The sequence below is a fragment of the Flavobacterium restrictum genome (genome assembly GCF_007097245.1).
In the GTDB taxonomy this organism is placed as follows: domain Bacteria; phylum Bacteroidota; class Bacteroidia; order Flavobacteriales; family Flavobacteriaceae; genus Flavobacterium; species Flavobacterium restrictum.
The window spans coordinates 155,717-167,398 of record NZ_VJZT01000004.1 but is presented as its reverse complement, the minus strand read 5'-3'; the positions used below and the strand labels follow the sequence as shown (position 1 = coordinate 167,398).

Annotated in this window: 13 protein-coding genes and 1 pseudogene; 9 read left to right on the top strand and 5 right to left on the bottom strand. The window is 35.4% G+C overall.

Features of this window, described 5'->3' with window-relative positions; genetic code table 11:
* Positions 1 to 2: 2 nt before the first annotated feature.
* A complete protein-coding gene (locus FNW21_RS06215; RefSeq protein WP_144255873.1) occupies positions 3 to 464 on the top strand; it encodes a hypothetical protein in 462 nt (153 codons plus the stop codon).
* 48 nt (positions 465 to 512) lie between these two features.
* Here the strand turns inward: FNW21_RS06215 and FNW21_RS06210 are convergent, their stop codons facing one another.
* Genes FNW21_RS06210 through FNW21_RS06200 form a run of 3 tightly spaced genes read right to left on the bottom strand, consistent with a single transcriptional unit; the run spans position 513 to position 1,420 of the window.
* Positions 513 to 839: a type II toxin-antitoxin system RelE/ParE family toxin gene (locus tag FNW21_RS06210; protein WP_144255872.1), complete on the bottom strand. Its 327-nt coding sequence runs from the start codon at positions 837 to 839 to the stop codon at positions 513 to 515.
* Positions 829 to 1,044 (bottom strand): hypothetical protein, encoded by a 216-nt coding sequence (locus FNW21_RS06205; RefSeq protein WP_144255871.1) that lies wholly within the window; start codon positions 1,042 to 1,044, stop codon positions 829 to 831. Before FNW21_RS06205 ends, FNW21_RS06210 begins: the two co-directional genes overlap by 11 nt.
* Position 1,045: 1 nt before the next feature.
* The gene (locus FNW21_RS06200; protein WP_144255870.1) at positions 1,046 to 1,420 is read right to left on the bottom strand and encodes a helix-turn-helix domain-containing protein; all 375 of its coding nucleotides are present in this window, start codon (positions 1,418 to 1,420) and stop codon (positions 1,046 to 1,048) included.
* Between the two features lie 308 nt (positions 1,421 to 1,728).
* Here FNW21_RS06200 and FNW21_RS06195 point away from each other — a divergent pair, with 308 nt between their 5' ends.
* Together FNW21_RS06195 and FNW21_RS06190 are read left to right on the top strand one after the other, a co-directional pair.
* Positions 1,729 to 2,277 (top strand): REP-associated tyrosine transposase, encoded by a 549-nt coding sequence (locus FNW21_RS06195; protein ID WP_144255869.1) that lies wholly within the window; start codon positions 1,729 to 1,731, stop codon positions 2,275 to 2,277.
* A gap of 40 nt (positions 2,278 to 2,317) precedes the next feature.
* Positions 2,318 to 2,548: pseudogene (locus FNW21_RS06190) on the top strand (N-acetylglucosamine kinase); the annotation flags it as partial.
* A gap of 24 nt (positions 2,549 to 2,572) precedes the next feature.
* Here FNW21_RS06190 and FNW21_RS06185 read toward each other — a convergent pair.
* Positions 2,573 to 2,953, bottom strand: coding sequence for a RidA family protein (locus FNW21_RS06185; protein WP_144255868.1), 381 nt, complete (start codon positions 2,951 to 2,953; stop codon positions 2,573 to 2,575).
* Between the two features lie 203 nt (positions 2,954 to 3,156).
* Positions 3,157 to 5,907: a putative LPS assembly protein LptD gene (locus FNW21_RS06180; RefSeq protein ID WP_144255867.1), complete on the bottom strand. Its 2,751-nt coding sequence runs from the start codon at positions 5,905 to 5,907 to the stop codon at positions 3,157 to 3,159.
* An 82-nt stretch (positions 5,908 to 5,989) separates the two neighbouring features.
* On the opposite strand from FNW21_RS06180, the gene FNW21_RS06175 reads away from it, so the two are divergent.
* From FNW21_RS06175 to FNW21_RS06150, 6 genes are all read left to right on the top strand, one after another.
* Entirely contained in the window at positions 5,990 to 7,156 is a 1,167-nt protein-coding gene (locus FNW21_RS06175) for an N-acetylmuramoyl-L-alanine amidase family protein (RefSeq protein WP_144255866.1), read from the top strand.
* Between the two features lie 50 nt (positions 7,157 to 7,206).
* Positions 7,207 to 8,172 carry an MlaD family protein gene (locus FNW21_RS06170; RefSeq protein WP_144255865.1) on the top strand — a complete coding sequence of 322 codons (966 nt, stop codon included), beginning with the start codon at positions 7,207 to 7,209 and terminating at the stop codon, positions 8,170 to 8,172.
* A 5-nt stretch (positions 8,173 to 8,177) separates the two neighbouring features.
* Entirely contained in the window at positions 8,178 to 9,506 is a 1,329-nt protein-coding gene (locus tag FNW21_RS06165) for a (Fe-S)-binding protein (RefSeq protein ID WP_144255864.1), read from the top strand.
* A gap of 133 nt (positions 9,507 to 9,639) precedes the next feature.
* Positions 9,640 to 10,431: a (Fe-S)-binding protein gene (locus FNW21_RS06160; RefSeq protein ID WP_144255863.1), complete on the top strand. Its 792-nt coding sequence runs from the start codon at positions 9,640 to 9,642 to the stop codon at positions 10,429 to 10,431.
* An 80-nt stretch (positions 10,432 to 10,511) separates the two neighbouring features.
* Positions 10,512 to 10,994, top strand: coding sequence for an ABC transporter ATPase (locus FNW21_RS06155; protein WP_144255862.1), 483 nt, complete (start codon positions 10,512 to 10,514; stop codon positions 10,992 to 10,994).
* Between the two features lie 69 nt (positions 10,995 to 11,063).
* Positions 11,064 to 11,681 (top strand): phosphatase PAP2 family protein, encoded by a 618-nt coding sequence (locus tag FNW21_RS06150; RefSeq protein ID WP_144255861.1) that lies wholly within the window; start codon positions 11,064 to 11,066, stop codon positions 11,679 to 11,681.
* Position 11,682: the final 1 nt, after the last annotated feature.

Sequence of the window (11,682 nt, the reverse complement as noted above, 5' to 3'; positions counted from 1 at the left end):
CAATGAGTGATGATAAAAATATATTAGGTTGTTATGTTTCAGTTACACAGGCTTATCCTGATGCTGACCAACAAACAAAAGATTTAGCAACAGAGCAAGGGCGATTATTTAGGACTTATATATGGGGAGAAAAAGGTATTTGCGATACTTTAAAGAAGTTGAACCAAGATGATTACGGCAAGGATTTGAAATTGGCACTGTTTCAGTTTTATGTAAATCCAATACCAATGATGGAGCAAGCTTTAAAAGAAATAGAAGCCTACCGTAAGAATGAAAAATCAATTGGTATTCCAATAGTTGTAAACGATAAAAATTTCTTTAGTAAGTCCGAAGAAGGGCGGTACAGCTTTTTAAAGCAATCTATTTTACAGAAATTGGATTTACTTGTAGAAGTAGTGAAGAAGAAAAAATTAGATACGAAAATGGATTTACTCAAAGCGGATTTAGAAAAGCTTTTGAGTTAAAAAGTAACAGAATAGAAACAGCGAAGCCACCTTTCGGTGGCTTTTGCTTTACAAATACCCTTTCAAAAGTTCTTCAATTTCTTTATCGGAGATAGTATCTTTTTCGCCTTTATTGTAGATGGAAAGCAGAAAAACCGTTTCATCAATAATTTTCACAAAAGATATAACTCTTGCACCGCCAGATTTACCTTTGTTTTTAGAAGCGATGGCAAGGCGTATTTTGTAAACGTCATTGCCTAAAGGTGTTCCAGTAGTTGGGTTTTCTGCAAGTTCTTTGCCAAGCTCTGCAATTTCTGTACGAAGCGAAGCATATTTTTTAATCAGTTTTTTAGCTTCTTTTTTAAAGTTGTCGGTAAGTTCAATTTTATAACTCATTCAAAAAATCGTTTAAAGAAGTGGTTTTTAATTTGCCTTTTTTAATCAATTGCAATTCTTCAAAACCTCTTTTTAAATTGCTTACAATCTCTTCTTTTGTAGGCTCATCATCCGTTTCAATTTTTTTAACGTAGTGCAGGTTTTTAGCCAGTTCTACAAAGTGGCTGTATTCCTTATCTGTTGTATATACGGTTACGTGTCTCATACTATTTAGCAGTTTGAATATTTTGTTCAAAGAACGTTTGAAATTTATTTTTAGTGAGCATTCCATCAATGATACGATAGACTGCATTTTTATCTTCATCGTCAAGTTGAGAAATCAACTGTACTTTTTCATTAGCTGTTTTATCTTCCACTTTTACGGGTGCAGGAGTTTTGGCATCTTCAAAATGGATAATCTCATCTACCGTCATTCCGAAAAATTGGGCGATTTTATCCAATGCTTCTACAGAAACATCTCTTTGCCCACTTTCTATTTTAGAGTAGTTAGAAGCTTGCATATCAGCCACCGAAGCCACTTCTTTTTGCATTAAGCCCTTTTGCTCTCTAATCTTCTTTATGTTTTTACCTACGCTTACCATATGAATAAACTATTTGTGTTTACAGGGCAAAATTAGTCAAAAAGGAAAATATATGCAATAAAAAGATAGATAAGGAAAATTAAACTTTCCTAATTGATAATTTATATTTACTTTTGCACTTATCAAAATGGAATAAAATAGTTTTACAATGGAAATATCGCAAATCATAGCCCCAGCTGGTGCGAGCAGAAATAAAGTCAATGGCTAGTGCGAGCTTCAAGCTCGTACCCACAATCAAAATCAGGTAAAACAAAACTACAACCCTAAAAAAGTTGTAGTTTTTTATTTATATTTACTAAAAAAAACAAATGAGTAAAAAATATAAATTCCACGAGAAAGAAGGAGCTTATTTTGTAAGTTTTGCAACAGTCAATTGGATAGATGTATTTACGAGAGATTTGTATTTTGCAATAATGAACGAATCATTAGACCATTGCAGGAAAAACAAGGGAATGGAAATTTATGGTTATTGCATTATGCCAAGTCATGTGCATTTGATTTTTAGGTCAGCTTTGGGCGATCCATCAGGATTAATGCGGGATTTAAAAGGTTTTACATCTAGAAAAATACTCAAAACAATTCAAGACAATCCTCAGGAAAGCAGGCGAGAATGGATGCTTTGGATGTTTGAAAGAGCTGGTAAGAAAAGTAGCAATGTAAAAGAAAAACAATTTTGGCAACAAAATAACCAACCTATTGAAATTTGGAGTTTGAAAGTATTTGAACAAAAACTAAACTACAATCACAACAATCCTGTTCAAGCAGGGTTTGTAACCGACCCAACAGACTGGAAATACAGTAGTGCAAGAAATTATTCCAATAATGACCATACCGTTTTGGAAATAGATTTGAATTGACTTTTGTTGTGGGTACGAGCGAGACGCTCGCACTAGCGGGGATAAGGAATTTTGTAAAAAAATCATCTTCAAAGGAATGAAATATTTTGTGAAAAATTACATCAGACAATATGATAATTGCAAGTAAGTTCCCGTGCATTTTGTAGGTTCTATCGCTTTTTATCTAAAAGACGAATTGCAACTTACCTTTGATAAATACGAAATGACATTAGGTAACGTATTAAGAAGACCTATCGATGGTCTAATTGCTTACCACGTTGCTAATCAATAATAAATAATTGACTATGATTGTTGTTTATAAAACTGCAATCATAGTAATTTCTACATTTACATTTTTTGGCAAGCAAGCCACTTGAACCGTTTCCCGTGCTGGAGCGATTTTTTCGTTAAAATACGAACCGTAAATGGTGTTTATTTTTCCAAAATCAGCCATGTCCGTAATGAATATTGATGTTTTTACCACATTCTCAAAGGTCATACCCGCCGCGGTTAAAACGGCTTTCATGTTTTGCATGACTTGTTCAGTCTCTGCTTCTATCGTGGCTGTAATCAATTCTCCTGTTGCAGGATCTATGGCAATTTGTCCCGAAGTATAAAGCGTATCTCCTTTTAAAACCGCTTGATTATAAGGACCTATGGGCGCTGGGGCATTTTGGGTAAAGATGATTTTTTTCATGATTTTATATTAAGAAATTATAAGTAACTGTTTAAATTTTTAGATATTAAATTTTTATGAGATTATTTTTCGATAGGCAAGGCAAATTTTGAAAGAATAATCAGCTTATTTTTGAATAAATTTAACGATGAATAGCGGAAAATAATCCATAAAAAAATAATTAAATAAAACTTAAACAGTTACTAAAGCGTAAGCCATTTGTATTAACGAACGGTTTTGTCATTAACGCGTCGTTTGTTCCATTTTACATCACTCAAAACACCTGATTTTATGCCTATAAAAAAGTTCCAGTTCGAGTAATCGCCAAATGGAGTCCAGTTAAAATCCATTCGCCAACTTAACAAATCTCTTTCAAAACGAATTTGGGTAAACGTTACGCCTTTTTGAACAAAATCAAATCCTGTTGATAGTCCTGCTTTCCATTTTGGGGTTAAATCGGCATTGGCAGAAATCATAATTGAATTGTTAATTATTTTCTTTTCTCGATTTGTATTTCCGTAGGTTAAGGAATAGGCAAAAGTCATGTCCCAAGGCAATTTTGATCTAAAAAAAGTGGTTATTGGATCTTCGGCGTCTTCTTTATCGTCAAATTGACTTTTTTGGTTACGGACATCGGTGTTTTTTCCAAATAAATCATCTTCACGTCCCCCATTTCTGGCTACTTGATTGTCGTCGTCTTTCTTTTTTTTATCAAATTCAGTACTCGCAAGCGAATAATTTATGGTCATATTGGCGCTGGTCATTCGGAACAGACTTCCACCATTATTGATGTTGTATATGTTGATTCGACCTCCTGAATTATCTACCGCATAAGGATCTAATGTGGCTCCAAAGTTCACATTCATTTTATTTTTGAAAAGTTGTGTCCCACCGCTAACTCGAACCGGCGCCCATGCTAGTGAAGTGGTTCCGTTGGCATTCAAATCATAACTGGTAGAAAGATTCAAATTGTTAAGCAGCATTATTTTTTTAGGTTCAACCTTGGTGGTATCGCTATCGGCAACTTTGGCTTCAAAAGTATTGCTTAAATCAAAACCCAAAACATTCGAATTTGTAATGCCCGGAGCACCGTAAATTCCACCTTCAAAACGGGTGTATTGTTTGGTCATTGTACCCGTAGCATCCGATGCGTAAGTATCGTAATATTTTTTGAAACTTGGCGTATACCCGTAAGATATAGAGGGACGCATGACGTGACGAATGGATTTTATTTTTTTGTCATCGCCAAAATTAAAAGTCCCGTAAATTGTAGTACCAATACTACTAGAGAAGGTATAGGTTCTAAAGGCATCAAATCCATTAACGACTTTATCAATAACTTTGCTTTGGTCTTTATCATAATTCCTACTAATGGTTTTCAGATACCAAACCTCTTGATAATTGAAGGAACTCGATGCGCTAAAGTATTTAAATACTTTGAAATTAGTACTTATAGGAATGGTGTGTTGCATGCCCACTTGCGCATTTTTGAACATTTCGGGTTTAAAAAACAATGAATCGGTGGTTACAAAACTGTTTCTACCGTTCAAGTTGTATTGTAAGTTGATGTTTTTGAAGAATCCTTTTTTGATACCTTCTTTTGGCGCAAAAGGATAAATCCTGTCCACACTTAATTGCAGTGTAGGCAAGGTCATGTTGATTTCTTGAGTTTTTGTGTTTTGCGAATGTGTGGCTGATAACGACATTCGAATTTGAGGAATACTATTGAATGTTTTGGAAAAGGAAATTGAAGAACTCAATGTATTGTTAAGGTTTGAACCCACATTGGTCTGATTAATAGATTGTTTAAAATATTTACTACTTCCTAAATTCACAGAGGCCGAAAAACTAGAATTTGGGTTCGCCTTCGAATCTCTAGCATGCGACCATTGAATATTATAAATGGTTTGTTTAGAATAATCGGGATAACCGCGCTCGCTATTAATTAAATTTTCAAACCGAACGTTTACATTCCCACGGTAGCTGTATCGCTTGGCATAACTGGATTCAAAACGCATTCCATAACTCCCATTGGTATAATAATCGCCCAAAACCGTTAAATCATAATGGTCATTTAAAGCAAAATAATACCCACCGTTTTGCAATGAAAAACCTCGTGTATTCGAGTCGTTGTAACTAGGCAAAAGGATTCCAGAAACACTGGTTTCTTTACTCATAGGAAAATAGGCAAATGGCAGCGCAATAGGCGTAGGAACGCCTGCAATTACCATATTGGTCAAGCCAGTAACTACTTTTTTGCCTGGAATAAATTTTACTTTATTGGTTTGAAAATAATATTCGGGGTTATCGACATCTTTTGAGGTGGTAAAACGAGCGCCTTTTAGAAAATAAACCGAATCATTTTCTTTTTTGGTTATCGCAGCTTTGATTTTGAACTCGCCTTGATCAGATCGGGAATTCCAAATTATTGCTTTTTTGGTTTTAAAATTAAACCGAATAGAATCGGGTTCAACCTCATTAGCCCCTTGTTTAAAATTAGGAAACTGTGTGTAAGCACCTGATGAATCCTTTATTCTTCCCGCATAGACTTCGTTTTTTTCATAATCCATAACAATAATACCAGATTTTAACTCGATGTCTTGGTAATACAATTCGGCTTTGTTGTATAAGGTAATGAGTTTCTTCTTTTGATCAATTTTGGCATAATCCTCGGCTTTGTATTTTACTTTGCCTTCTAGAAACGCTTTTTTGACTACAACAGTATCTTTTTTGATGGTATCCGCAGTGGCAATAGTCGAAGGAATAGCTTTATTCTTCGTTTTGTTTTTGCCTTTTGTTGTTGATTTTGGACTCTTTGTGGCAATAGGTACTGTTTTTTTGACAATATCTTGTGAATATACCTTCGCAGAACCCAATGTTAGGAAAATTGATAATAAAACGATATTAAATAAGTTTGTATGCAAAGGTTTAAATGCTATTTTTGTAAAATGATGGCTTGTTTTTTGAGATGTCAAACTTACATATAATTTTTTGTCAAAAATAAACAAATAAAAATTTTATAACCACAGGGTTTTAATAATATTAACTTTTAGAATTATGCTTTCAAAAAAAGAATTTAAAGCACGGATAACTTTACTTTTTACAGTCTTCGGTTTCGCAGTTGCCAGTTTTGCACAATCTGGTTCCAAATTTATTGTCGTTTTGGATGCAGGACACGGAGGACACGATTCAGGAGCGCATTATAACGGCCATATCGAAAAAGACATCACGCTAGAAGTCATTTTGAGAGTGGGAAAAATATTAGAACAAAACTCCAGCATCAGTTTAATCTACACCCGTAAAACCGATGAGTTTATTGAACTTCGCGAAAGAGCCAAAATTGCCAATCGAGCCAATGCCAACTTATTTGTATCCGTGCATTGCAACGCCAATAGAAATTCAGGAGCCAGTGGAAGTGAAACCTATGTTATGGGAATGTCCCGTGCCAACATGAATTTTGAAGTATCAAAAGCAGAAAACTCGGTAATCTTTTTAGAGGACAATTACAAGAAAACCTATAAAGGTTTTGACCCTAACAATCCCGAAACATTAATAGGTCTCAAAATAGTTCAAGAAAATAATCTGACCAGTAGTATTGACCTTGCCAATAAAGTACAGAATAATTTTTCGATTTCATCGGAAATCAAGTCAAGAGGGATAAAACAAGAACCAATTTGGGTTTTGGATGCTACCGTAATGCCTGGCGTTTTGATTGAAACAGGTTTTGTTTCCAGCCCATCGGACGCTGAAATATTAGAATCCGAAAGTGGTCAACAACAAATTGCACAATCTATTGCAGGTGCAATTATAAGTTACAAAAACGAGTATTTTGGAGGGGATGCATCGGATAATATCGAAATTAAACCCGCACAACGCCGAGTAGAAATAGCCGATACTACTGCGCCAATAAAAATAAAAGCAACTATTGATACTCCAAAAATAGGTAGACTAATTCCAATTGAAATTAAAGAAGGTGTTGTTTTCAAAGTACAACTTTCGGCTAGTTACAAAAAATTAGATTTAGAACCCAAAAACTTTAAAGGACTGCAAGATGTTACTGTAGAGCAAGAAACCAAACTCTACAAATACCTATACGGAGAGACTGATGATTATCAAGAAGCCAAAGATAACTTGAAAGAAGCCAAATCAAAAGGATACAATTCGGCTTTTTTAATAGCTTTAAAAGACGGAAAAAAAGTAAGCATTCAAGAAGCTCTTAAATAATTCAAGCAAGTTCAATTATTTTATATTAATTTTGTCCAAACACTTATATTTTGAAAATAACTAGAGAAATTAAAACTGCCATATTAGTAATTACAGCCATTTTATTATTCATTTGGGGCTACAGTTTTCTTAAAGGAAGAGACCTTTTTTCGCACTACACCACCTTATATGTGCAATATGATAACGTTGAGGGATTGTCAAAATCAGCTCCAGTAACCTTAAACGGACTAACTATTGGTAAAGTAAATTCGATTACCATCAATCCTGAAAACGGAAAATTATCCGTTGAATTGCAATTAAAAACCGATTTTCCAATTTCTAAATCCAGTATCGCAGCCATTTATGAGCCGGGAATTATAGCCGGAAAGCAAATTGCGATTTATCCTAACTTTGAGGATAAAACACTCGTTTTAGACGGAGGCCAATTAGCCGGAAATGTAAAATTAGGACTAACCGAAACCGTTGCCGAAAAATTAGTTCCCGTGCAACAAAAAGTTGAAAAATTACTAGCCAATGTCGATAAATTAGTAACTGGCTTGAATACCGTTCTAGACGAAAAAGGGCAAGAAAACTTAAAAACAAGTCTAGCTGAATTTAGCGAAACCATGAAGCAATTGCATAAAACGTCAACGAATGTGAATACTATTTTTGATGAAAACAAAGCGCAACTAAAAGGTACTTTGACTAATTTCAATAAAATGTCCAGCAATTTTTCTAAAATTTCTGATTCGTTACACAAAGTAGATTTAGGAAAAACAGTAAAAAATCTTAACGTTACTCTAGCCAAAGTAGACGCTATAATGAGTAACCTAGAAACTGGAAAAGGAACAGCGGGAAAACTCTTGAAGGACGAAACCTTGTACAAAAACTTAACATCAACATCCAAAGAGCTGGAACTTTTACTGCAAGATGTGCGCTTATACCCTACTCGATACGTGAATGTTTCTCTTTTTGGAAAGAAAAACAAACCGTATGTAACGCCAATAAGTGATTCAATTCCAAAAGTTAAAAAATAGCAATTATGAGTTATTTAGACAATCTTTTATTTGCGATAGTATTGAGTATTGGTTTTGGTTATTTTTTCATGAATGTAAAAAAAATCATCCGAAACATCAATTTAGGAATTGCAGTCAACCGAAATGACAACCCAAGAGCGCAATGGAAAAACATGGCTAAAATTGCTTTGGGGCAATCAAAAATGGTCAAAAGACCTGTTGCTGGACTACTACACATCATAGTCTATGTGGGTTTTGTCATCATCAATATCGAACTTCTTGAAATTATCATCGACGGGCTTTTTGGTACCCATCGGGTTTTTGCATTTTTAGGAACTACTTATAATGTATTGATTGCCTCGTTCGAAATTTTGGCGGTATTGGTACTCGTTGCCGTAATCATTTTTTTGATGAGACGAAACGTAATTAAATTAAAACGATTTATAAGTTCCGATTTAAAAGGCTGGCCAAAAAGCGATGCCAATTATATTTTGTATTTCGAAATTGTATTAATGAGTTTGTTTTTATTAATGAATGCTTCAGATTTGCATTTGCAAAATGTATCTGGTGGGTTTTCTCATTTTATAAAAGCGGGCTCTTTTCCTGTAAGTCAATTTATCGCTCCCGTTTTTAACGGAATGTCCAATGAGTTGGTGCTGATACTCAACGAAGGATTTTGGTGGTTGCATATTGTTGGGATTTTGATTTTTATGAATTACTTGTATTTTTCGAAACACTTGCATATTCTATTGGCTTTTCCAAATACGTTTTATGCCAATTTGAATCCACTTGGACAATTTGATAATTTAGCATCGGTAACTGCCGAAGTGAAATTGATGATGGATCCCAATGCCGATCCTTTTGCGGCAGCACCAATAGAAAATGCTACGCCAAGTAAGTTTGGAGCGAGCGATATTCAAGACTTAAATTGGGTGCAACTTTTAAATGCGTATACGTGCACCGAATGTGGTCGTTGTACCTCCTCATGTCCCGCCAACCTTACAGGCAAAAAACTTTCGCCTCGTAAAATCATGATGGGTACCAGAGATCGCATGGAAGAAGTAGGACGAAATATTGATAAAAACAAAGGCGTTTTTGTACCGGATAACATTTCATTGTTAAACAATTACATCACCGCCGAGGAGTTGTGGGCGTGTACCTCATGCAATGCATGTGTCGAGGAATGTCCCGTAAACATAAGCCCACTTTCTATAATTATGGATATGCGACGCTATCTGGTCATGGAGCAAAGTGCTGCGCCAATGCCTATAAATGCGATGATGACCAATATTGAAAATAATGGTGCGCCATGGCAATACAACCAGCAAGATCGTTTAAATTGGAAAAACGAATAATTTTTCCCCAGCCCTCTCCTTTGGGGAGGAGTTGAAACTGGAAAGTAGGAATTAATAATAATAATTCAATAACACATTCGCCTCTCGGCTCCCTCCTCTTTGGGAAGGATTGGGGAGGGATAATTTTTTTTATATGTCAGAAATTTTGATAGTACCCACCATGGCCGAAATGCTTGCACAAGGAAAACAACCCGAAGTTTTGTTTTGGGTAGGTTGCGCAGGAAGTTTTGACGATAGAGCCAAAAAAATTACCAAAGCATTTGTTCGGATTTTGAACCGTTCAAATGTTTCTTTTGCTGTTCTTGGCACCGAAGAAAGTTGTACCGGTGATCCAGCAAAAAGAGCGGGAAACGAATTTTTGTTTCAAATGCAAGCCCTAATGAATATCGAGGTTTTGAATGCCTATGAAGCCAAAAAAATTGTTACTGCTTGCCCGCATTGTTTCAATACTTTAAAAAATGAATATCCTCAATTAGGCGGTTCGTATGAAGTAATACACCATACGGAATTCCTAAAATCATTACTTGACGATGGAAGATTAACCATTGAAGGCGGACAGTTTAAAGGTAAAAAAATTACTTTTCACGATCCTTGCTATTTGGGCAGAGCCAATAATGTGTACGAAGCACCCAGAGATTTAATTCTAAAACTCGATGCCGAATTAGTAGAAATGAAGCGTTCCAAAGCCAATGGTTTGTGCTGTGGTGCCGGTGGAGCTCAAATGTTTAAAGACGCAGAGCCGGGTAACAAAGAGGTAAACATCGAAAGAACCGAAGACGCGCTTGCAACCAAACCTGATATTATAGCGGCTGGTTGTCCGTTTTGTAATACCATGATGACGGACGGTATTAAAAACAAAGAAAAAGAAGGCGAAGTCAAGGTCTTGGACATTGCTGAACTTATTGCCAATGCACAGGACTTGTAAGTTAATTAAAAATTAAAAATCGAGAATTAAAAATTTCTAATTTTGATTTCATAACTCAAAACCCATAACCCATAACTACTATGCTTGTTCCCTTTGAAAATTTACCCGAAGAATCTAGAATCTGGATTTATCAATCGAATAGAAAGTTTTCGGATGCCGAATTTTCTGAAATTGAAACAGCGTTACAGTTGTTTCTAGAGACTTGGGCGGCACACGGAACGAGTTTAGAATCGTCCTATCTCTTAAAATACAATCGGTTTATTATTCTAGCTGTCAACTCGGATGTGCAAGCAGCTACAGGCTGTTCTATAGATGCATCGGTAGAATTTATTCAAAGTTTAGAAAAAAAATACAGCGTTGACTTATTAGACAAAATGAACGTTACCTTCAAATTAGGGGAACATGTGGCTCATAAACCATTGCTTGATTTCAAGAAAATGGTCAAAGACAAAGCCGTTACCGAAAACACTATTGTATTTAATAATTTGGTCAATAACATCGAAGAGTTTAATGAATCCTGGGAAGTTCCCGCAATCGATAGCTGGCACAGTCGGTTCTTTTAGCTTTTTTATTTTATTGGATAAAAATAGATTTTTCCGTCCTTTCTTTTTAACGCAAAAATATAAATTTGTATGTGCAAAACGATCTATAGTATCTTGTTCTTTTTTTGTATTAGCATTTTGCAAGCCCAGAATTTTGATATTAATACCCTACGCAAAATCAACATTAACAGGAATGAATCATTAGATCCCGCCTTTAAATTGGTAACAAATACCGCAGTTACCATAAGCATAGCAACCCCAGTAGCACTCTATGCTGTGGGATTAATTAACAACGATAGTTTGGTCAAAAAACAAGCTATTTTTATAGGCGAAACATTCTTGGTCAACGCAGTTATTACAACTATTTTAAAAGACGTTGTAAAAAGACAAAGACCTTATGAAACCTATCCTGAAATCCAAAAAGAAGCTACAGGTGGTGGCTATTCGTTTCCGTCTGGACACACGTCAACCGCTTTTGCCACAGCGACTTCCTTGAGTATGGCAGTTCCAAAATGGTATGTTATTGCGCCCTCATTTGCTTGGGCTACAGCCGTTGGTTATTCCAGAATGCATTTAGGAGTTCATTATCCTACCGATGTTTTTGCAGGTGCACTAGTAGGAAGTGGCAGCGCCTATCTTACCTACAAAATCAATAAATGGATGGCTAAAAAAAGAACTCCAAAAGATTTTCAATCCACAAAACAATAGC